This window comes from Streptomyces sp. NPDC085946, from assembly GCF_044540485.1.
Taxonomy (GTDB): Bacteria; Actinomycetota; Actinomycetes; order Streptomycetales; family Streptomycetaceae; genus Streptomyces.
This window is the reverse complement of the sequence record NZ_JBITSF010000026.1, coordinates 62,251-83,398: the sequence shown is the minus strand read 5'-3', so window position 1 is coordinate 83,398 and position 21,148 is coordinate 62,251. Positions and strand designations below refer to the sequence as shown.

Annotated in this window: 19 protein-coding genes and 2 pseudogenes; 13 read left to right on the top strand and 8 right to left on the bottom strand. The window is 75.5% G+C overall.

What is annotated here, in order from left to right; translation table 11 throughout:
* Positions 1 to 253 precede the first annotated feature (253 nt).
* The 7 genes from ACIF8T_RS34315 to ACIF8T_RS34285 all read left to right on the top strand — a co-directional run bounded on the left by ACIF8T_RS34315 (position 254) and on the right by ACIF8T_RS34285 (position 7,417).
* Positions 254 to 2,056 carry a SpoIIE family protein phosphatase gene (locus ACIF8T_RS34315; RefSeq protein ID WP_400040594.1) on the top strand — a complete coding sequence of 601 codons (1,803 nt, stop codon included), beginning with the start codon at positions 254 to 256 and terminating at the stop codon, positions 2,054 to 2,056.
* A gap of 11 nt (positions 2,057 to 2,067) precedes the next feature.
* The gene (locus ACIF8T_RS34310; protein ID WP_400040600.1) at positions 2,068 to 3,144 is read left to right on the top strand and encodes a B12-binding domain-containing protein; all 1,077 of its coding nucleotides are present in this window, start codon (positions 2,068 to 2,070) and stop codon (positions 3,142 to 3,144) included.
* The gene (locus tag ACIF8T_RS34305) at positions 3,141 to 3,527 is read left to right on the top strand and encodes an STAS domain-containing protein (RefSeq protein WP_400040592.1); all 387 of its coding nucleotides are present in this window, start codon (positions 3,141 to 3,143) and stop codon (positions 3,525 to 3,527) included. Before ACIF8T_RS34310 ends, ACIF8T_RS34305 begins: the two co-directional genes overlap by 4 nt.
* A gap of 121 nt (positions 3,528 to 3,648) precedes the next feature.
* Positions 3,649 to 4,149, top strand: a complete 501-nt coding sequence (locus tag ACIF8T_RS34300; protein WP_400040590.1) for an SRPBCC family protein — start codon at positions 3,649 to 3,651, stop codon at positions 4,147 to 4,149.
* Entirely contained in the window at positions 4,142 to 5,788 is a 1,647-nt protein-coding gene (locus tag ACIF8T_RS34295) for a phytoene desaturase family protein (protein WP_400040588.1), read from the top strand. Before ACIF8T_RS34300 ends, ACIF8T_RS34295 begins: the two co-directional genes overlap by 8 nt.
* 89 nt (positions 5,789 to 5,877) lie before the next feature.
* Positions 5,878 to 6,369, top strand: a complete 492-nt coding sequence (locus ACIF8T_RS34290) for a hypothetical protein (RefSeq protein WP_400040586.1) — start codon at positions 5,878 to 5,880, stop codon at positions 6,367 to 6,369.
* Between the two features lie 160 nt (positions 6,370 to 6,529).
* On the top strand, positions 6,530 to 7,417 hold the full coding sequence (locus ACIF8T_RS34285) for an SDR family oxidoreductase (RefSeq protein ID WP_400040585.1): 888 nt from the start codon (positions 6,530 to 6,532) through the stop codon (positions 7,415 to 7,417).
* A 25-nt stretch (positions 7,418 to 7,442) separates the two neighbouring features.
* On the opposite strand, the gene ACIF8T_RS34280 is transcribed toward ACIF8T_RS34285, so the two are convergent.
* Positions 7,443 to 7,883, bottom strand: coding sequence for an ATP-binding protein (locus tag ACIF8T_RS34280; protein WP_400040583.1), 441 nt, complete (start codon positions 7,881 to 7,883; stop codon positions 7,443 to 7,445).
* Between the two features lie 214 nt (positions 7,884 to 8,097).
* Between ACIF8T_RS34280 and ACIF8T_RS34275 the strand changes: the two genes are divergently transcribed.
* The 3 genes from ACIF8T_RS34275 (at position 8,098) to ACIF8T_RS34265 (ending at position 9,758) form a co-directional block, all read left to right on the top strand.
* Positions 8,098 to 8,454 (top strand): STAS domain-containing protein, encoded by a 357-nt coding sequence (locus ACIF8T_RS34275; RefSeq protein WP_400040582.1) that lies wholly within the window; start codon positions 8,098 to 8,100, stop codon positions 8,452 to 8,454.
* A gap of 103 nt (positions 8,455 to 8,557) precedes the next feature.
* Positions 8,558 to 8,809: a hypothetical protein gene (locus ACIF8T_RS34270; protein WP_400040581.1), complete on the top strand. Its 252-nt coding sequence runs from the start codon at positions 8,558 to 8,560 to the stop codon at positions 8,807 to 8,809.
* Positions 8,810 to 8,909: 100 nt separating this feature from the next.
* Positions 8,910 to 9,758, top strand: coding sequence for a class II glutamine amidotransferase (locus tag ACIF8T_RS34265; RefSeq protein WP_400040579.1), 849 nt, complete (start codon positions 8,910 to 8,912; stop codon positions 9,756 to 9,758).
* 18 nt (positions 9,759 to 9,776) lie between these two features.
* Here the strand turns inward: ACIF8T_RS34265 and ACIF8T_RS34260 are convergent, their stop codons facing one another.
* Positions 9,777 to 11,087, bottom strand: a complete 1,311-nt coding sequence (locus ACIF8T_RS34260; protein ID WP_400040578.1) for an ROK family protein — start codon at positions 11,085 to 11,087, stop codon at positions 9,777 to 9,779.
* A gap of 109 nt (positions 11,088 to 11,196) precedes the next feature.
* Here ACIF8T_RS34260 and ACIF8T_RS34255 point away from each other — a divergent pair.
* The 3 genes and pseudogenes from ACIF8T_RS34255 to ACIF8T_RS34245 all read left to right on the top strand — a co-directional run.
* A pseudogene (locus tag ACIF8T_RS34255) lies at positions 11,197 to 11,304 on the top strand (hypothetical protein); the annotation flags it as partial.
* Positions 11,305 to 11,351: 47 nt separating this feature from the next.
* Positions 11,352 to 12,065 (top strand): annotated as a pseudogene (locus ACIF8T_RS34250) (family 1 glycosylhydrolase); the annotation flags it as partial.
* A gap of 624 nt (positions 12,066 to 12,689) precedes the next feature.
* Positions 12,690 to 13,346 carry a YceI family protein gene (locus ACIF8T_RS34245; protein WP_400040576.1) on the top strand — a complete coding sequence of 219 codons (657 nt, stop codon included), beginning with the start codon at positions 12,690 to 12,692 and terminating at the stop codon, positions 13,344 to 13,346.
* Positions 13,347 to 13,402: 56 nt separating this feature from the next.
* Here ACIF8T_RS34245 and ACIF8T_RS34240 read toward each other — a convergent pair whose 3' ends face one another.
* The 6 genes from ACIF8T_RS34240 to ACIF8T_RS34215 all read right to left on the bottom strand — a co-directional run bounded on the left by ACIF8T_RS34240 (position 13,403) and on the right by ACIF8T_RS34215 (position 21,124).
* Positions 13,403 to 15,682, bottom strand: a complete 2,280-nt coding sequence (locus ACIF8T_RS34240; protein WP_400040575.1) for a catalase — start codon at positions 15,680 to 15,682, stop codon at positions 13,403 to 13,405.
* Positions 15,683 to 15,840: 158 nt separating this feature from the next.
* Positions 15,841 to 16,644, bottom strand: a complete 804-nt coding sequence (locus ACIF8T_RS34235) for an SDR family NAD(P)-dependent oxidoreductase (protein WP_400040574.1) — start codon at positions 16,642 to 16,644, stop codon at positions 15,841 to 15,843.
* Positions 16,645 to 16,705: 61 nt separating this feature from the next.
* The gene (locus ACIF8T_RS34230) at positions 16,706 to 17,146 is read right to left on the bottom strand and encodes an Lrp/AsnC family transcriptional regulator (RefSeq protein WP_400040573.1); all 441 of its coding nucleotides are present in this window, start codon (positions 17,144 to 17,146) and stop codon (positions 16,706 to 16,708) included.
* Between the two features lie 49 nt (positions 17,147 to 17,195).
* Entirely contained in the window at positions 17,196 to 18,545 is a 1,350-nt protein-coding gene (locus ACIF8T_RS34225; RefSeq protein ID WP_400040572.1) for a transaminase, read from the bottom strand.
* An 81-nt stretch (positions 18,546 to 18,626) separates the two neighbouring features.
* Complete coding sequence (locus ACIF8T_RS34220; RefSeq protein WP_400040571.1) at positions 18,627 to 19,883, bottom strand: VWA-like domain-containing protein; 1,257 nt, start codon at positions 19,881 to 19,883, stop codon at positions 18,627 to 18,629.
* Positions 19,880 to 21,124 (bottom strand): AAA family ATPase, encoded by a 1,245-nt coding sequence (locus ACIF8T_RS34215; protein ID WP_400040570.1) that lies wholly within the window; start codon positions 21,122 to 21,124, stop codon positions 19,880 to 19,882. Before ACIF8T_RS34215 ends, ACIF8T_RS34220 begins: the two co-directional genes overlap by 4 nt.
* Positions 21,125 to 21,148 lie beyond the last annotated feature (24 nt).

Sequence of the window (21,148 nt, the reverse complement as noted above, 5' to 3'; positions counted from 1 at the left end):
GGGGGGGGGGGGGGGCGCCCCCCCCCCGGGGGGGGGGGGGGGGGGGGGCGGGGGGGGGGGGGGGGGGGGGGGGGGGGGCGCGCCCCCCCCCCCCCCCGCGCGTCACGGCGCTTTCGGCGGCCGCGGCACCCGGTGGCACGGCGGGTTGCTTCCGCGGCACGGATGCGGGACGGTTGCCGGAGTACACCTGATCGACGACTTGGTTTCCCACAGCAGAGAGGTGGTGGGGCGCGCGCCACGCGCGCCCCCGCTTGTGTTCTCTTCCCGAGGCTCTTCCGCCGGTCCCCGCGACGCCGATCCCCCCGTCGGCGCGACGTGGCTCGACGCCCCCCACCCCGTCCTGGTCGCCGACCGGGACGGAGTCGTCGTGGCCGCCAACCGGGCCGCCCGGACCCTGCTGCCGGACACCGAGGACGGCGACCGGCTGCGCAACCGCGTGCCGTCCTGGCTCGCCGACGCGCACCGCGGCATCGCCGACGGGACGCACGCCCCCGGCGCCGGGCCGCTGAGCGGGACGATCGGCGAACGCTTCTACGCGGCCCACCCGACACCGTCCGCGGGCGGCGACGTGGTGTGGTGGCTGGTCGACGAGACGGACCGCCGCCTCGCCGAGGCGGAGCTGCGCAGCGCCCAGGAGCGCTCGGTGATCCTGGCGGAGATCTCCAGCACCCTGCTGTCGTCGCTGAACGTCCCGCGCTGCGCGGAGGTGGCCGCCCGCATGGCCGCGGAGCACCTCGCCGACGCCGCCGTGCTCGTGGCCCCGCCCCAGGGCCGGCGCTACCCCCTGAGCTACGCCCGGCGCGGCGGGCCCGTCGTCCAGGAGACCCGCCAGATCGACCCGCGCACCGTCCCGGGGCTGGCCGAGGCCCTGCAGGGGTTCCCGCCCGTGCCGGCCCGCTGGATAGACCCGCGCGACATCCCCGACTGGATGATCCCCCCGGGCTTCGCGGGCCCGGTGGGCTCCGTGAGCGTGACGCCGCTGCCCGGGCACGGCGTGCCCGCGGGCGCGCTCGTCCTGCTGCGGTCCAGCACCGAGCAGGCGTTCACCCCGGGCGAGGAGCTCTTCGCCCGGCTGTTCGCCGCCCGCGCGGGCGCCGCCCTGTCCGCGGCACGCCTCTACAGCGAGCAGGCGTCCGTCACCGCCACGCTGATGCGGGAACTGCTGCCGCCTGCGCTGCACGCCGTGCACGGCGTGGAACTCGCCGGCGGGTACCGGCCGGCGAAGGACCACGAGCGGGTCGGCGGCGACTTCTACGACGTCCACCCGGGCGCGGACGCCTCCGAGGAGACCCTCGTCGTCCTCGGTGACGTGGCGGGCAAGGGACTGGACGCGGCGGTCCTCACCGGGAAGATCCGCAACACGCTCCAGGCGCTGCTGCCGCTGGCCGCCGACCACGAGCGGGTGCTGAACCTGCTCAACGGCGCCCTGCTCACCTCCCACCACACCCGGTTCGCCACCATGGTGCTGGCCTCCGTGCGCCGCCGCGGCGGGCGGGTGCACCTGCGGCTGACCAGCGCCGGGCACCTGCCGCCGCTCGTGGTCCGCGGCGACGGCACGGTGGAGGAGGCGCCCACCCACGGCACCCTGGTCGGCGCGCTGCCGACCGTGAAGGCGCACACCGCGGAGATCGTCCTGGCGCCCGGCGAGACGTGCGTGCTGTACACCGACGGCATCACCGAGGCCCGCGGCGGACCGCTCGGTGACGAGCTGTTCGGGGAGCACCGCCTGCGGCAGTCCCTGACCGAGTGTGCGGGCCTGCCCGCCGAGGCGGTCGTCGAGCGGGTGCAGATGCTCGCCGCGCAGTGGCTGGGCCACGGCGCCCACGACGACATGGCCGTCGTCGCCATCGGCTCTCCCCGCGGCGGCCCGCTGACCGTCGTCCGGGGACCGTCCGGCGAGGACGGCGCGGACGGCGCGGACCCGGATCCGGCGGACGACGGTGGCTCCCCGGCCCGGCGCTCCTGGAGGGACGGCATGCGCAGCGCGGACCGGGGCAGGTCTGCGCGGAGCGACGGAACGCACGGCGGGACCGAGGACGACGGGAGGAACGGGTGAGCGACTCCCCCATGTCGGCGGCCGCCCTGCGGGACGGGCTCTGGGAGGCGGTGGTGAACGGCGACGAGCACGCCGCCGCCGGTCTCGTCCACGAGGCGCTGCGCACCGGGTGGGACGAGGAGGGCCTGCTGATCGACGTCGTCGCGGCGGTGCAGGCGAAGGTCGGCACCGAGTGGGCGGCCGACCGGATCACCGTCGCCCAGGAGCACGCGGCCACCGCGATCAACGAGCGGGTCATCACCACCCTCGTCGACCGTCCGGACACGGCCGGGCAGCCCCGCCCCGTCCGCGGGCGGGTCACCGTGAGCTGCGTCGACGGCGAGTGGCACGCCTTCCCCGCCCGGCTGGTCGCCGAGGTGCTGCGGCTGCGGGGCCGGCAGGTCGACTACCTGGGCGCGCAGACGCCCACCCCGCACCTGATCGCCCATCTGCACCGGACCAACCCCGACGCGGTCCTGCTCTCGGTCTCCCTGCCCACTCATCTGCCGACCGCGCACGCGGCCATCACCGCCTGCCAGGCCGTCGGCGTCCCCGTGCTGGCCGGCGGCCGGGCCTTCGGGGCCGACGGCCGTCTCGCGTACGCGCTGGGCGCCGACCGCTGGGCGCCCGACGCCCGCGGGGCGGCGGCCGTCCTGGACGCGGGGCTGCCGAGGCCCGCCGTCACTGCGGCCCGGCAGGTCGTCGACGACCTGCCGCACCTGGCCGACCAGGAGTACACGATGGCCGTCCAGTCGCGCGGCCGGCTGGTCAAGCAGACCCTGGCCGACCTGGAGAACCGTTTCCCGGCGCTGCGCTCCTACAGCCCGGCCCAGCGGGAACGCACCGCCGAGGACCTGGCCCACATCGTCGACTTCCTGGCCACGGCGCTGTACGTGGACGACGCCGAGGTGTTCACCGACTTCCTGTCCTGGACCGCCGGCATCCTCCGGGCGCGCGGGGTGCCCCCGCACTCCCTGGTGGCCGGGCTGGACATCCTCGCCGGGCAGTTGCCCGACTTCCCGCGCAGCCTGCGCCTTCTCCACCAGGGCATCGCCGTCCTCGGCGGCCGCCCCGCGTCCCCCGTCCCCGGCCCCGAGACCCCCGTATGACCGAGCTTCCCTCCTCCGAGTTCCGTCTGTCCGTCGACGTCGCGCCGCCCGTGCTGACCGTGCGCGTGGCGGGCGACCTCGACTACTGCACCAGCGGCGACCTGGTCGACACCGTCGCCGGGTACCTCGCCCGCGAGCCGGGGCTGCGCGACGTGCGGCTGGACTTCGGCGAGCTGACCTGGCTCGACTCCACGGGCCTGTCCGCGCTGCTGATGGTGCACCGCCACACCACCGATGCCGGGGCGGCCCTGCACCTGGACAACCGGCCCGACGTGCTGGAGCGCATGCTGCGCCTGACCAACGTCCTGGACCACCTCACCGGCGCCGGCGGCGGCGCGCCGCGGCAGGAGGACGACCAGGCCACCGGCGCCGGCGCCACCTGACCCGGCGACGGCTCGCACCCCCTCCCCCGCGCCCGGGGCGCCCCCGCGGCTCCGTTTGATCCCGGGGAGGCAGGGCACTCCGCGACAACGGACCGACAGGGCGCGGAAGTGGAGGTCGGGAGTGGCCGTTCGCCATCGATTGATCAAGGTCAGCCCGCAGACCGTGTGGACGGTGCTCGCCGACGGCAGCCGGTACGCGGAGTGGGTGCCGGGCACCTCGGAGTCCCGCCCGCTGCGCGGCCAGTGGCCGCAGGAGGGCTCGTCGATCACGTACATGGTCCGCCTGGGCCCGGCCCGGCTGACCAACGAGACCGTGGTGCGCCGGTGCGAGGAGGGCTCCGTGCTGGAGCTGGAGGCCCAGGCCGGGCCGCTCGGCACGGCGCGGATCGCCATCGAGCTGCGCCGCTGGGGCGAGCACTGCCTGGTGATCGTGGACGAGCACCCCCTCCAGGGCCCGGGCGGCCTGCTGCACAACGTGGGCGCGGAGGCGGTGATCCAGCTGCGGCACCGCGCCATGCTCCACCGGCTGGCCCGGGTCTGCGAGGCCGAGGCCGGGGAGCGGCACGAGCCCGGGGCGAAGGCCGCCGCGGGCACCGGCCGGCCGGAGGGCGGGCATGCCTGACGCCGTGGTGATCGGGGCCGGTCCCAACGGGCTGGTCGCGGCGAACCTGCTGGCCGACGCCGGCTGGAGCGTCACCGTCCTGGAGGAGCAGGACGAGGCCGGCGGGGCGGTGCGCCACGACACGGGCGTCGACCCCGACTTCGTCAGCGACGTCTTCAGCTCGTTCTACCCGCTGGCCGCGGCCTCCCCGATCGTGGCCGGGCTGCGCCTGCAGGACCACGGGCTGCGCTGGACCCACGCGCCGCACGTCCTGGCCCATCCGCTGAGCGACGGCAGGTGCGCGGTCCTGGACCGCCGCATCGACGTCACGGCGGCCTCCCTGGACGCCTTCGCCCCGGGCGACGGAGCGGCCTGGCGCCGGCTGGACGAGATATGGCGGCAGGTGCGGGAGGACCTGCTGCAAGCCCTGTTCACGCCCTTCCCGCCGGTGCGCGCCGGGGCGCGTCTCGCCCTCCGCCTGCGCGGGGCGGGCGGGCTGCGGCTGGCGCGCAGCCTGCTGCTGCCGGTGCGGCGCATGGGCGAGGAGGAGTTCCGCGGCGAGGGCGGCAGGCTGCTGCTGGCGGGCAACGCGCTCCACGCCGACCTGGCCCCGGAGGCCGCGGGCAGCGGCGGCTTCGGCTGGCTGATGTCGATGCTCGGGCAGAGCTACGGCTTCCCCGTCCCGGTCGGCGGCTCCGGCGCCCTCACCGCGGCCCTGGTCCGGCGGCTGACCGCCCTGGGCGGCACCGTGCGCTGCGGGCAGCGGGTCGGCGAGATCCTCGTCCGCGACGGGCGGGCCGTGGGCGTGCGCACCGAGGGCGGCGAGATCGTCCCGGCCGCGCGGGCCGTGCTCGCGGACGTGTCCGTGCCCGCCCTGTACGGCGAACTCGTCGCCCCGGAGCACCTGCCCGCCCAGTTGCTGGCCGACCTGCGGCGCTTCCAGTGGGACTTCGGCACGTTCAAGGTCGACTGGGCGCTGGACGGCCCGGTGCCCTGGCAGGCCGAGCAGGCCGCGCGGGCCGGCACCGTCCACCTCGCGGACGGGGTGGACGAACTCACCCGCTTCGCCGCCCAGATCGCCATGCGGCAGGTCCCGGACCGGCCCTTCGCCCTGTTCGGGCAGATGACGACCTCCGACCCGTCGCGCTCGCCCGTGGGCACCGAGTCGGCCTGGGCGTACACCCATGTCCCCCGGGAGGTCGCGGGCGACGCGGGGGACGAGGGCCTCACCGGCGCGTGGGACGCCAAGGAGCAGGAGATCATGGCCGACCGCGTCGAACGGCAGGTCGAGCGGTTCGCCCCCGGCTTCCGCTCCCGGATCCGCGCCCGGCGCATCCTGGCCCCGCCCACGCTGGAGTCCCTCGACGCCAACCTGCGCGACGGGGCCATCAACGGTGGTACCACCGCCCTCCACCAGCAGCTCTTCTTCCGTCCGCTGCCCGGCGCCGGGCGGCCGGAGACCCCCGTGGGCGGGCTCTACCTGGCGTCCGCGGGCGCGCACCCGGGCGGCGGGGTGCACGGCGCGCCGGGCGCCAACGCCGCCCGCGCCGCACTGCGCCGCCACCTGCCGCCGGGCCGGTTCCGGATGCAGCGCGTCCTGGCCCGCCGCGACCGCGGCGGCACGAAGCGTCCGCACAGCGGCCGGCCCGACGGCGCGTGACCGGTGAGCCGGCCGGCCTCGCCGGCGCGCCGCGCCGGCGGCGACCGTCCCCCAGCACGTTTTCCCACCCCTACCGCCGGAGGCGAACGATGACCCACGACGGACCCGACCGCGCCCATCAGCGGCCCGCGGGAGTCGACACCAGGACGGTGGAGGCCCTCGGGGCCCTGTCCAAGGCCCTGGAGACCACCGAGCGGGCCCGGGGTCACCTCTACAGCTTCCACCAGTTGACGGGGAGCGCGGACTTCGAGCTGGACCGGGCGGTGCGCCTGCTGCGCGAGGCGGGCCACGAGGAGTGGGCCGAGCGGGTGCGCACCGAGGTGCTGGGCCGCAACGTCATCCCCGGGCACTGGAGCTTCCAGATCGTCGAGGCGTACGACGACACGTACCACCAGCCCTTCCGGGACCTGGAGCGCGCCGCCGTCGAGGAGCTCGCCGGCGGCCGGCGGCACCTGTACGAGGCGGAGCTGAAGGAGGAGCGCCGGACGTCGGGGCACCCCGACCACGCGGCGCGCCCCGACACCACGTCCGAGAGTCCCGCGGAGGCGCAGGAGCGGAACCGGGCCGACGCGGACGTGTGAGCCGGGACGGGGCGGGCCCGGACCGGGCGGCGGCACGCCGGGGGCCGAGGGCCACGGGGTGAGCCGCATCCGGGTCCGGCCTCCCGGCCGAAGCAGGGGGTGAGCCCGGCAGTACCGGGGGGACAGACACCGGTACCAGCCGGCACGGAGGGAACGGCCCATGGCACACCGCCCGCTCGAGAACCGCACCGTCGTGGTGACCGGCGCCGCCCGCGGCCTGGGCGCGGCCCTGGCCCGGGAGCTGTCCCGCCGGGGCGCCCGGGTGGCGCTGCTCGGCCACGAGAGGGCCGGCCTGGAGGCGGTCGCGGACTCCCTGGGGACGCCCGCCCTGGCCTGCGAGGCCGACATCACCGACGCCGAGGAGCTGGCCCGGGCCGCGCGGACGGTCCGGGCGCGTCTGGGCCCCGTGTCGGCCGTCGTGGCGAACGCGGGCATCGCGCACGGCGGTCCGTTCGCGACGTCGGACTTCGCCCGCTGGCGCCGTGTGATCGACGTGAACCTCACCGGCAGCGCCCTGACGGCCCGGACCTTCCTGCCCGACCTGACGCGGACGGCGGGTTACTTCCTCCAGGTCGGCTCCCTGGCGTCGCTGGGCGCCTCGCCCATGATGAGCGCGTACTGCGCCTCCAAGGCGGGCACCGAGGCCTTCGCCCACGCGCTGCGGGCCGAGGTGGCCCATCAGGGCGTGGCCGTGGGGATCGCCTACCTGAACTGGACGGACACCGACATGATCCGGGACGCCGACCGGTACGCGGTGATGCGGGAGCTGCGCGCCGCGATGCCGCCGCCCGCCCGGCGCGTGCTCCCGGTGGAGCAGGTCGCCGCGCGGCTGGCCGGTGCCGTGGAGCACCGCCGGACCGCCGTGTACGTGCCCGGGTGGCTGCGGCTCGCCCAGGTCGGCCGGGCCACGCTGCCGCCGGTCGTGCTGCGGGTGGCCCGCCACCGCATCCCCCGGCTGGAGTCCGGCGGGCCGTTCCGTGCCACGGGCCCGCTCGGCGCCGGGGGGCGCGCCGACGAGGCGGCCGCCCGGGCGGACGGCGAGGGGTGAGCCGGCGGGCGGCCGCGCGTGCGGCTCAGACGGTGCCGAGGCCGGCGTCGGGGTCGTCGAGGAGGGCGATCCGGACGGTGATGCGCTTGCCGACCGGCTCCCGCTGCACCTCGAAGCCCTCCGCGACGGCCATCACGATCTCCAGGCCGTGCTGGCCGACCCGTCCCGGGTCGGCGGCGCGGGCCACCGGCAGCACCGGGTCGCTGTCCCAGACCACCACGTCCACCGTGGCGCCCACGACCCGCAGGTCGAGGGTGACCGGGCCGGGAGCGTACTTGCGGGCGTTCGTCACCAGCTCGCTCACCACCAGCTGGACGACGTCCCTCGCCCGCGCGGACACCGGTACCCCGTGCTCGGCCTGCACCCGGCCGAGGAACTCGACCGCGAGATGACGGGACCGGGCGATGCACGCCCCGTCCCCGTCCAGCGCGACCGTCGTCTGCACAGGACCGGGATGCGACGCCATACGGCCCTCCCCCGAGGGAACTGGCTCCATCCGGACCGCCTTCACTACCCCGTTCATACGCCCGCGCATACCCGCGGCTGTCCGCTCCACGCCCTTGGTGCCCCGCCTCGGCGAGGTCATTCACATGAACCCCCCATAAGATCCAGAAATCAGGGCAGCCTTCCAGCCACGAGCACTGGCCAAAGTTTCACCGATTGTTGTTGTCGAGGGAAGAGTGACAGAGAGCAGCGGCACAGCGGAGCAGGACAGGCTGACCATCACCCACGCGTCCGTGGAGGGCGTCAGCGTCGTCACCGTGCGCGGCGAGATCGACCACCACACCGGTGGTCCGCTGCGCCGGGCGCTCACCCGCCCCGGTTCGCCGGGGATCGTGGTGGACCTCAGCGGCGTGACGTTCATGGACTCCAGCGGCATCAACGTCCTCATCACCGCGCAGCACACCGCCCTCGAGACGCAGGGCTGGCTGCGCCTGGCCGGCCCCTCCCCGTCCGTGCTGCGCACGATGCAGCTCGTCGGGCTCGACGAGGTCATCGCCTGGTACCCCACCCTGCGCGAGGCCCTGGACGCCTGACGGGCGGGTGTGACGCCCGGCTCCGTCCGGGCATGAATCCGCCGACCGGGGAGACCTGTTGAAGCGAACAGGGGTTCGCCCACCACCGTCGAGGGGGACTGTCATGCCGCTGGCCACGCCGCGCGACGCACTGGCCATCACCGCCGCGGCCCTCGCAGGGGCCGTCGTCGCCGCACACTGCTGGGCGCACCACCGCCCGCGTACCCGCCCGGCCGCCGGGGCCGCCCCCGTCCTCCCGCCCGCCGCCCCCTCCGGGACCGGCGACCCCGAGGACGTGCTGCGGCGGTACTGGAGCCACCTGCACCCGCTGGTGTTCACCTCCGCACCCACCCGGCCCGTCGTTCCCACCGCGTGACACCACGGCGCGTCCGGGCGGCGGAGCCGCCGCCCGGTCGCCGGGGGCCCCGGCCGGCGGCACAGTGGGGAGGGGGACCGCGCGACGAGGAGGGTGTCGTATGTGCCGGTGGCTCGCCTACTCCGGGACCCCTGTGCTGCTCGAGACCATCCTGTACCGGCCCAGGCACTCGCTGATCGACCAGAGCCTGCACGCGCGGCTCGGCGTGGAGACGACCAACGGCGACGGGTTCGGCGTGGGCTGGTACGCCGACGCCAGGGACGGTCCGGGGGTCATCCGCGACGTCAGCCCGGCGTGGAACAACCGCAACCTCCGCGAGATCGCCTCGCACGTGCGCTCCCCGCTGTTCTTCGCCCACATCAGGGCCTCCACCGGGACGGCCGTCCAGCAGACGAACTGCCACCCCTTCCGGCACGGCCGCTGGATGTGGATGCACAACGGGGCGATCACCGACTTCCACCGGCTGCGCCGCGACCTCGCCCTGGCCGTCGACCCGGTCCTCTTCTCGCAGATCGAGGGCTCCACGGACTCCGAGATCATGTTCTTCCTCGCGCTCACCTTCGGGCTCGACCAGGACCCGCCCGGGGCCGTCGCGCGGATGACCGGTCTCGTCGAACGGCTCGGCCGGGAGCACGGCGTGCGGTTCCCGCTCCAGATGACGGTGGCGGTCACCGACGGCGAACGCACCTGGGCCTTCCGCCACTCCAGCGAGGGGAACTCCCGCTCGCTCTTCTTCAGCAGCCGCGTGGAGACCCTGCGCAAGCTCCATCCGGACGTGACGTTCCTCCAGGAGGTGTCGGACGGGACCCGGCTGATCGTCTCCGAACCGCTCGGCGACCTGCCCGGCGCCTGGAACGAGGTACCGGAGGGCAGCTACCTCGTGGTGCATCCGGGCACGGACGAACCGGGCAGGGACCACCTGCGGGCCTTCACCCCGGCGGAGCCGTAGCCGTCCCCCGGCCGGGCCTCACACCAGCCGCCCGCCCAGGGTCGCGCGCCAGGCCGGTGAGCCCTCCGGGGCGGCGGCCGGCACGGCGGGCCGCGAGCGGCCGCCCCGGGCGAAGAAGTCGGCGAGCGGCAGGATCGCCGCGCCCACGGTGACCGCGTCGGGGCCGAGCCTGCCGAGCTCGATGCCGACGCGTTCGGCGGGGTAGCGCAGCGCGTAGGACAGGGCGTGGGCGCGCACCGCGTCCAGGAAGCGGGAGCCGAGCTGGAGGCCCGCCCAGCCGCCGATCAGGATGCGCTCGGGCTGGAACAGGTTGATCAGGTCGGACAGGCCCGCGCCCAGGTACTCGGCGGTCTCGTCCAGCACCGCCGTGGCCACCGGGTCGGGCGTGCCGCCGTCCGCGGGGTAGGCCGCCGCGAGCATCGCCGTCAGCGCGGTCTCCTCGTCGACCGCGCGCGGCGGGCGCCCGCCCGCCTCCCGCCAGCGCTCCAGCAGCGCCTCCGCCCCGGCGTACGCCTCCAGGCAGCCCAGCGCGCCGCAGCGGCACCGGCGGCCCCGCACGCGCACCGTGAGGTGCCCCCACTCCACCGCCCGGCCGCCCTCGACCTCGTCGGTGACGACGCAGGCGCCGACGCCGGAGCCGAAGAGCACGACCACGGCGTTGCGCGCGCCGCGTCCGGCGCCGAACCACATCTCGGCCTGGCCCAGGGTGCGGGCGCCGTTGTCGATGAAGTAGGGCACGTCCTCGGGGAGCCGGCCGGAGGCGCGCAGCATCCGCTCCAGCGGGACGGCGTCCCAGCCGATGGTCTGGCCGTGGACGACCGCGCCCTCGGCGGAGCGCTCGACGATGCCGGGCACGCCGATGCCGACGCCGAGCAGGTCGTCGGGGGTGAGCGCGGCGGTGTCCATGACCTCGGCCAGGCCGTCGCGGATGTGCCCGGCGATCAGCTCGTCGTCGTAGGGGCCGCGGCGGGCGGTGTCGGTGGTGGCCAACGGCCTTTCGGCGCGGGCGAGTTCGGCCAGGGACAGGTCGAACAGCTCGACGCGCACCCGGGTCTCGCCGACGTCGACGCCGATCATGTGGCCGCCGCGCGGGGCGACGCGCAGCAGGGTGCGGGGGCGGCCGCCGTCGGACTCGACGCTGCCGGCCTCCTCCAGGAGGCCGTCCGTGAGCAGCTCGGCGACGACGTTGCTGACGGAGCCCGAACTCAGCCCGGTCGCGGGGCCGAGCGCGTTGCGGCTCATCGGCCCGTCGAAGAAGAGCCGCCGCAGCACGGTGGCGCGGTTCTCCCGTCGCAGGTCACGGACCGTCCGACCGTTGCGCGTTGCCACTGGACCCCCTCGTTGTGCTTGCCTGCCCGCAAGATACCCCGTGACCACTTCCGCCGGATCTCCTGGCGGGTGTTTTCCGTACGGCTTAACTCACCATCTAAATTAAGCCATGAGGCGCTTCGGGAGTCGAACGTGTGACGACGGCCGGAACCGGAGCGGTGAAGTGACCGCCAGCAACGTCGCCAGCGACCACTACCACCACTGTCGCGAGGACATCGGCCTGATGCGGCGGCTCGGCGTCAACGCCTGCCGCCTGTCGGTGACCCGGCCGCCCGGGTCGGCATCGTCGACGGCCTCTCCCCCGCCCACGCCGCCACCGACCGCCCCGAGGACCGGGCGGCCGCCCGCCGCGCGGACGGCCACGCCGACCGCCGGTGGCTCGATCCCGTGCACGGCCGCGGCTTCCCGGCGGACATACGCGAGGGGTACGGCGTGGACCTCCCGGAGGAGCCGGGCGACGCGGAGACGATCGCCGCGCCGCTCGACCGGCTCGGCCTGAACCACCACTTCCCGCGGACCGTGGCGGACGACCCCGGCGGCCCGGCTTCGTACGCCCGTGCCGTGCGCCGCGCGGGCGTGCCGCGCACCGGCATGGACCGGGAGGCCGACGCGGGCGGCAACGAGGCGCTGCTGCCGCGCCTCACCGACGAGTACGGCGCCCGCGGGCTGTACGTCACCGAGAACGGCTGCGCCTTCCCCGACGGCGCGCGGCCCGGCGGGACGGTGGACGACCCCGAGCGCCAGGACTACCCGGTGGGGCACCTGGCGGCGTGCGCCTGCGCGGCGCGCGAGGGCGCTCCCCTCGCCGGCCGCTTCGCCCGGTCGCTGCCGGACAACTTCGAGCGGGCGTACGGCTACGCCGAGCGCTTCGGCCCGGTCCGCGTCGACCACGCCGCGCAGGCCCGCACCGTCGAGGGCTCCGGCCACCGGTACGCGGACATCATCCGCGCCCACCGCGGGAGCGGGCGCCGCGCGGCCCGACCGCGCGCACGGCGGGAACGGGCGTCGCGCCCGGGCCCGTCGGCGCGTCTCCCCGGAGGTCCGGCCGGGCGCACCGGTGAAGACGGCCGGTCAGAAGAGCCGCTGCTGCTCGCCGTCCGCGGCGCGGCGCCGGGTGCGGCGACGCGCGCGCCGGACCGGGGTCTCCTGCCCGAACAGCGGTTCCGTGCCGCAGGCGTCCGGCTCGGCCGGCACCGGCACGCTGCCGGTGCCGACGTCCAGACGCAGCGGAGCATCCAGGTCGAAGTCTCCCGGTGTCATGGCCGTCCACGGACGCCCCTGGTGCTCGCTCACGCCACTCCCCTACCCCGGCCGTACCCCGCATTATCCGGTGCCGGAGCGCGGGTGGGCGGCCGGTGTGCTCCCCACGCCCGACGTGCCGCCGCACCCGGTGCGCCGGCGGCGGACGCCGGCACCGCGCCCGTCCGCCCGGCGCGGGCGGCGAGGACCCGCCGACCGGGCCGGCCCGAAGCGCCGACCGCCCACGCCCCGGACGCGGCGGCCGTCCGGCCGGCCGCCCGTGGGGTGATGACGCGTCAGACCTGTGTGAATCGTGTGGCAGTCGGCGACGCGGCGGCACGGCGTGCAGTAATTAGGTGAATCATGAACCTGTTCACCCGCGGTGCGTCGCTGCGCCGCCAGGCACCGCCCGCCGCCCACCTGCCCGCCGACGACCCGTCGGCGCCCGCCCCCGCCCTCCTGGATCCCGCCCTGGCGGCCCTCACCGGGGAATGGGTGGTCGACCCCGCGCACAGCAGGATCGGCTTCTCCGTCCGGCACGCCATGGTCACCACCGTGCGCGGGGCGTTCACCGAGTACCAGAGCCGCCTGTACTTCGACGGCCGTGACCCGGCCCGGTCGCGCGCCGAGATCGTGGTGTCCACCGGCAGCGTCGACACGGGGGTGGAACAGCGCGACGCCCACCTGGTCGGCCGCGACTTCCTGGACTCCGCGACCTACCCGCACATGCGGTTCACCAGCACCTCCGTGCGCGTCGAGGGCCCGGACCTCTACCGCATGACCGGCGACCTCACCATCAAGAACAGGACCCGTCCCGTCGTGCTGGACCTCACCTACATAGGCCAGGTCACCGACCCCTTCGGATACCAGCGGGCCGGCTTCGACGGCACCACCACCATCAACCGCACGGAGTGGGGGCTCACCTACGACTCCCGGCTCGCCGAGGGCGGCGCGATGGTGAGCGAGAAGGTGCGCCTGCAACTGGACATCGCCGCCATCCGCACCGCCCCTCCCGCCTGACCGGCCGGAAGCGGCCGGGGCGGGAGGGGCGGAGAAGCGGCGCACGGCCGGGCCGGTCAGACCCGGGTGGTGAAGCGCTCCCAGACGCGGTGGGACCCCAGCAGGTCGTTCAGTCGCCGCAGCGCCTCGGCGCCCGACCCGGCGAGGACGACACCGGGCGCGTCGGCGGGCACGCCGGCCGCCCTCAGGGCCGCCTCGCCGCCCGCCCAGACCCCGATGGCCTTGCCGTGCCGGAACGCCTCCGCCAGCAGCAGGCCGACCCGCGGGTCGCACGGCGCCGGTGCCTCGCCGGCCGGGGCGGCCTTGGCGTCGCGGGCCCCGTACGCGTCACGGCCCGCGGCGGGCACGCCGGCCACCAGGACGGCGTCGAACTCCACCGAGCGCGCCGTGACATAGGTGCGCTGCACCGTCACGGCGGCGGCGCCCGAACCGAGCGTGCCGCCGGTCGGCGCGACGACCAGCGGCACCATGCCCGCCTCCAGCACCGCCTCGCGCACGGCCCGTACGCCGTCGAGGTCGCCGTCGGGGCCGGTGACGATGCCGATGATGCGTCCGTCCACCGGCCAGGTGTGGCCGACCTGGGACAGCGCCGGGCTCGGCTCGACGTCGGCGAGCGGGACGGTGGGCTCGGGCGCGGGCAGACCGAGGCCCTCGGCGACACCCGCGCACAGCTCGGGGTCGATGTTGGCCAGCACCTGCAACGCCCTTTCCTTGACGGCCTGTTCGTAGCACTTGCCGAGTTCGAAGGTGTAGGCGCCGATGATGTGCTCGCGCTCCACCGGGCTCATGCTGAGCCAGAACCGGCGGGGCTGGCTGAAGTGGTCGGAGAACGACTCGGGGGCCTCGCGCACCTTCCGCGCCTCCGGCACCCGCACGGGCGTCTCGACGAAGGCGCCGTCGCCGGCTCCGGCCATGAAGGGGCAGCCGCCGTCGAGGGAGTTGGGCCGGTAGGGGGCGGTGCCCCGGTGCACGGCCGTCTGGTGCATGCCGTCGCGCAGCATGTCGTTGACGGGGGCGTGCGGCCGGTTGATGGGCAGCTGCGGGAAGTTGGGGCCGCCCAGGCGGGTGATCTGGGTGTCCAGGTAGGAGAACAGCCGCCCGGCCAGCAGCGGGTCGTCGGTGATGTCGATGCCGGGGACGAGGTGGCCGACGTGGAAGGCGACCTGCTCGGTCTCGGCGAAGTAGTTCGACGGGTTGCGGTCGAGGGTGAGCAGCCCGACCGGCTGCACCGGGGCGAGCTCCTCGGGGACGATGTTCGTCGGGTCGAGCAGGTCGATGCCCTCGAAGGTCTGGTCCGGGGTGTCGGGGAAGGTCTGGATGCCCAGTTCCCACTGCGGGTACGCGCCGGCCTCGATGGCGTCGGCGAGGTCCCGGCGGTGGAAGTCCGGGTCGACGCCGTTGATGATCTGGGCCTCCTCCCACACCAGGGAGTGCACGCCCAGCTTCGGCTTCCAGTGGAACTTCGCCAGCGTCGTGGAGCCGTCGGCGGCGACCAGGCGGAAGGTGTGGACGCCGAAGCCCTCCATCGTCCGGTACGACCGCGGGATGCCCCGGTCGGACATGTTCCACAGGGTGTGGTGGGTCGCCTCGGTGTGCAGGGTGACGAAGTCCCAGAAGGTGTCGTGGGCGCTCTGCGCCTGGGGGATCTCCCGGTCGGGGTGCGGCTTGCCGGCGTGGATGACGTCGGGGAACTTGATCGCGTCCTGGATGAAGAAGACCGGGATGTTGTTGCCGACCAGGTCGAAGACGCCCTCGCCGGTGTAGAACTTGGTCGCGAACCCGCGGGTGTCGCGCACCGTGTCGGAGGAGCCGCGCGAGCCCAGCACCGTGGAGAACCGCACGAACACCGGGGTCTCGACGTCCTTGGCCAGGAAGGCCGCCTTGGTCACGGTGGCGGCGGTGCCGTAGCTCCGGAAGACGCCGTGCGCCGCCGCGCCCCGGGCGTGGACCACCCGCTCCGGGATGCGCTCGTGGTCGAAGTGCATGATCTTCTCGCGCAGGTGGTGGTCCTGCAGCAGCACCGGCCCGCGGGGCCCGGCCTTGAGCGAGTGGTCGGTGTCGTACAGCCGCGCGCCCTGGGCGGTGGTCAGGTAGGCGCCGGCCTGTGCCGTCCGTGCCTGGTCGGTGCCGGTGGCCTGACCGGTCGGCGACACGGTCTCCGGGCCGCGCTGGTCCGGCTTGGGCGGCAGCGGCTCCCTGGGCTCGGTCGGCTCGGCCACGGACGGCGACTCGGGCCCCGGCTTCCCGGGGATGCCCTCCTCCGGTCCCGCGCCCTCGCCCTGCACGGTCCCGGTGACCTTCTCGACTGCCCGCTTCACGGGATTGGCCTCGCGCATCGATGTCCTTCCATGTGGGTCACGTCGTACGCCGTCCGCGCCGGGCGCCGGACGCGCGTGATGACTCCCGGCCCGCCGCGGGGCGGGCCGGGAGGGGGGTCGTTCCTGGGGCCGGCACGCGGGGAGGGCGGCTCCGCCCGCCCTCCGCCGGGTCCCGGCTAGTCCTCGTCGCCGCCCTTGCCGGTACCCGGCTCGGCCAGCCTGCGGTGGGCGGCGGCCTTCACCCCGTCGGGCAGCACCCGGCCGGCCAGGCCCTGCGCCTTGGTCTTCAGGGAGCCGGTCACGACCTTCTTGCGGCCCGCCGTCACCGCCTCGAACGCCTGCCGGGCGACCTGCGCGGGGTCGTCCTTGTCCATGGTGCCGACCCGGGTGTCGTCCTCCATGCCCGCCCGGCGGAAGAAGTCGGTGTCCGTCGGCCCCGGCATGAACGAGGTGACCGTCACCCCGGTGTCCTTCAGCTCCTCCTGCAGCGCCTGCGCGAAGGACTGGATGAAGGACTTGGAGGCGTTGTAGACCGGCTGGAAGGACCCCGGCATCATCGCGGCGGTCGACGACGTGAACGCCATGCGCCCCTCGCCGCGCGCCACCATCTCGCGCAGCAGGGGCTTGGCGAGCCGCACCGTGGAGGAGACGTTGAGGTCGATGACGGACTGGTCGTCCTGCGCGGCGGTGTCCACGAAGGCGCCGCCCCGGCCCACGCCCGCGTTGAGCACGGCCACGTCCACCGTGAGCCCGGTGGTGGCCGCGACCAGCCGGTCCACCTCCGCCGGGTCCCGCAGGTCCGCGCGTACGCCCCGGACCTGGACGCCGGTCTCGCGCAGCCGCTGCACCGCGTGGTCGAGGCGGTCGTCCTCGGCGTTGATCACCAGGTCGTAGCCGTGCTCCGCGAACTGCCTGGCCAGTTCGAATCCGATTCCGCTGGATGCCCCGGTCACCAGGGCGAGCGGCCTGTGGTCGTCCATGGGGACGGAGTAACCGCGCTCGGCCCGCCCAATCGTTGACCATGAGACGGACCTGCGGGAATCAGCCCACGTCCCACAGGAACCGGTGCGTGTGGATCGCGAAGTACGGGAACGTCTGCACCCGCTGGACGCCCTCGATGGGCCGGACCACGTCGTTGACGAAGTCCAGCAGGTCCCTGGGTCCCGGCGCGACCACCTCGGCGAACAGGTCGAAGCCGCCGGAGGTGAGCACCGAGTAGACCACCTCGGGGCGTCCGGCGAGCTCGTCGGCGACGGTCCGCGGGTCGCCGTCCACGCCGACGCCGAGCAGCGCCATGGCCTGGCCGCCCATCGCCATCGGGTCGGTCACCCCGACGACCTGCACCGCCCTGGAGTCCAGCAGCCGCTGCAGCCGCTGCCGGGCGGCGGAGGCGGACAGGCCGACCTTCGGGCCGAGGTCGGCGTACGCGATGCGGCCGTCGGCCTGCAGCTCCCGCAGGATGGCCCGGTCGATGTCGTCCACTGTCGTCCCCTCGTTCGTCTTGGCCGCCGGGCCGGAGCCGCCCGGCGGATCAGCCCGCCAGTTCCGCCAGGGCGGCGGCGAAGACCTCGGTGTGGGTGTCCACGTCCTGCCCGGTGGTGTCGGGGCACATCAGCGCCATGTTGTGGAACGGGGTGAGCAGGATGCCGCGGTTGGCGAGGTAGAGGTGCAGGAAGTCCTCCAGCTCCCCGTCCGCGGCCGCCGCCGACTCGGTGCCGGTGCGCGGCGCCGGGTCGGTGAAGCGGTACTCGGCGCGGGCTCCGAGCCGGGTCACCGACCAGGGCAGGGCGTGCGCCTCGATGCCCGCGCGCACGCCGGCCTCGAACCGCTCGGCCAGCGCGGCCATGTGCGCGAACGCCCCGTCCGTCAGGACGTGTTCGAGGGTGGCGCGCATGGCGGCGACCGACAGGGCGTTGCCCGCGAGGGTGCCGCCGACGCCGCCCATGTCGACCAGGTCGAGGTCGTCGCGGCCCAGCAGCCGGTCGGCCAGCTCGGCGGAGAGGCCGTACGCGCCGGCCGGGATGCCGCCGCCGATGGCCTTGCCGATGGTCAGCATGTCGGGTTCCAGGTCCCAGGCGGCGGTGCAGCCGCCGGGGCCCGCGGAGAAGGTGTGCGTCTCGTCGTTGATCAGCAGGGTGCCGTACCGCCGGGTCAGGTCGCGGACGCCGGCCAGGTAGCCGGGCTCGGGCAGGACGATGCCGATGTTGGTGAGCGCCGGCTCCATCAGGACGGCGGCGACGTCGCCGTGGGCGAGCGCGCGTTCCAGTCCGGCCAGGTCGTTGAACTCCGCCACCCGGCTGGTGAGCGTGACGTCGCAGGGGGCGCCGACGTTCCCGGCGCGGGCGGTGCCCTCCCCGTCCGGGCCCACGACGATCAGGGACTCGTCCACGCTGCCGTGGTAGCAGTAGCTGTTCACCAGGATCTTCGGGCGGCCGGTCACCGCCCGGGCGAGGCGGATCGCCCACCGGTTGGCGTCCGTGGCGGTCAGGGAGAAGCTCCAGCGCGCCAGTCCGAAGCGGCGGGTGAGGTCGGCGCCGACCCACTCGGCGTCCTCCGTGGGCAGCATCGCGGTCGCGCCGCCGAGCTCGGCGAAGCGCCGCTGCACCGCGGCGGTCACCGGCTCCGGGGAGTGCCCGGCCATCGCCCCGGTGTCGCCCAGGCAGAAGTCGACGTACTCGTGCCCGTCGACGTCCGTGACCCGGGCCCCGCGTGCGGTGGCGAGGTAGCGCGGGAAGGCGCCGGCGGTCTTGTTCATCCACGTCATCGGCACCTTGCCGAAGAGGTGCCCGGCCCCCGCGTACGCGGCCCGGGAGCGCGGGTTGCGGCGCTCGGCCTCGGCGCTCTCGCGGGCCAGGAGGTGGTGCAGGCGGGCGCGGTCCATGACATGACCTCCGGAGAGCGGCGAACGAATGAGCAGACCCTACGATCGATTCCGCTGCGATCTCAAGATCTGACGCCGTAATCACGTGCCGAGGTGCACGACCCGGGCCCAGTCGGGCGGCGTGTCCGGCACGTGGTCGTCCTCCTCCCAGGGCCGGGCGGCCCGCGGCCGGGGGAACAGGCCGATCACCGTCCGGCACGGCGGCCGGGTGGCCGGCCAGGGGGTCTGCCCGTCGGTCAGGACCACGACGACGTCGGGCCGGGGCCGGGCCCGCAGGGCCCGGGCGAAGCCCGCGCGCAGGTCCGTGCCCCCGCCGCCCACGAGCGGGATGCCCTCCGCCCGGCACAGCGGGTGGACGGTGCCCGCCGCCGCGTCGCACGACAGCACGCCGACCAGGTCGCGGCGGCCGCCCACGGCCCGCGAGATCGCGGCGACCTCCAGGAGCGCGCTGCCCAGCTCGGCGTCGCCGACGGAGCCGGAGGTGTCGACGACCACGCACACCCGGGGCGGCCGGCGCCGCAGGCTCGGCAGCACGGCGCCGGGCACGGCCGCCGAGCGGCGCGCGGGCCTGCCGTACGTGTAGTCCTCGCCCGCGCCGGAGGCGGACGCCGCCGAGCGCACGGCCGCGCCCAGCAGCTCCCGCCAGGGCTGCGGCGGGTGGAAGACCTCCTCGGCCCACCGCCGCCAGCCCCGCGGCGTGCCGCCCGGCCGGGCGGTGATGCCCTGTGCCACCCGGAACCGGACCGCGTCGCGTTCCTGCTCGCTCAGTCCGTGGGCGCCGTCCGGGCCCAGGTCCCACGGCCGTTCGAGCCCGTCGGCGCCGCTGCCGCAGTCCAGCCAGGCCAGGTGCGCGGTGTGCGGCCCGAGCCGGAACCGGCTCAGGTAGTCCTCCATCGGCCTGTCCTCGGGCAGCCCCAGCGCCGTCGGGACGACGGCGTCCCGGGGCCGGACCAGCCCGTCGCCGAACGCGTCGTCGTTGATCTCGCAGTCGGCGGCGATGTTCATCCGCAGCCGCTCCGCCGGGCCGGTCAGCCCGCGTTCCCGCGCCACCCGGTCGCTGCGTCCGTGGTGGTCGCGCAGCAGGTGCGACACCTCGTGCACCCAGACGCCGGCCAGCTCCTCCACGGGCGTGCGGTCCACGAACACCGGGGAGACGTAGCACCGCCAGTGCCGGTCGACGCCCATCGTCGGCACCCGCCGCGACGCCACGACGTGCAGGGCGAACAGCGCCGTCGCCAGGTACGGCCGGGCCCGGGCGGCGTGCAGGCGGGCGGCGAGGAGCTTGTCGAGGTCCAGGGCGCCCGCCGTGCCCACGCCCGTTCCGGCACCCGTGCTCATCGGCCCGCCGCGGACGCGGAGCGGGCCGCCACCCGGTCGGCGCGCCGGGACAGGGAGACCACTCCGGCGAGCCGCTCGATCGACGCCGGGACGTCCCAGTCCTCACGGCGCAGGGACGCCAGGGTGGTCGCGGGGACGACCACGACGTCCGGGGCGCCGGTCTCCACCGCCCGGACCAGCAGCGCCCACGCCGCGTCCCAGCGGGACCGCTCCGGACGCCTGCGGACGGCGTCCACCACACCGTCGAGGACGGCCTGGCGCAGGTCGCCCCGCTCGGGCAGGACGGCACCCGCCGGATCGGCGAGCAGGTCCTCGGGGTCGGGGAGGTCCATCCGGTCCAGGCCCGCCAGCAGCTCCAGTCCGGGACCGTCCCCGACGGTGCCCCTGACCAGCAGGGACAGCACGTCCCGGGCGGATCCGGCCGCGGTCGCGAAGGCGACCAGACGCAGGGTCATCTCCCAGCTGCGGGGCGAGGGCCACGGGCCGCCCCGGCGGGTCTCGCCGGTGGGCAGCCGGTGCACGAGCCCGGGGCGGGCGGTGAGCAGCCCGCACACCGCGCGGCGGGCGAAGCGCACCGCCTCCGGCAGGCCGTGCGGGTCGAGCCGCGGCAGGGTGGCCCGGGGCCAGACCCCGCCGAGGCCGCGCACCACCACCTCGTGGTCGTGGGTCCACCGGAGGTGGACGAAGCGGTTGGCCAGCGGCGGGCTCAGCTCCCAGCCGTCGGCCGCCGAGGCGCGCGGATTGGCGGCCGCGACGATGCGGACGCCGGGCGGCAGCCGCAGGGCGCCGACGCGCCGCTCGAGGACGAGGCGGAGCAGCGCGGCCTGCACGGCCGGCGGCGCGGTGGACAGCTCGTCGAGGAACAGCAGCCCCTTGCCGGCCCGGACCAGGCGGACCGCCCAGTCCGGCGGGGCCATGGGCACCCCCTGTTCCGCGGGATCGTCGCCGACGACGGGCAGGCCCGAGAAGTCGGACGGCTCGTGGACGCTGGCGATGACGGTGGTCAGCGGCAGGTCCAGGGTCGCGGCGAGGTGGGTGAGGGCCGCGGTCTTGCCGATGCCCGGCTCGCCCCACAGCAGGACGGGCAGGTCGGCGGAGACGGCCAGGGTCAGGGCCTCCAGCTGGATGTCGGGGCGGGGTTCGGTGGTGGTGTCGCGCAGCAGGGCCAGCAGGTCGTCGGCGACGTCCAGCCGGGAGGCGCCGGGCGTGTCGGTGACGGTGGACGGGGTGGACGTGTGCATGGGTGATCACCTTCGGGAAGCCGT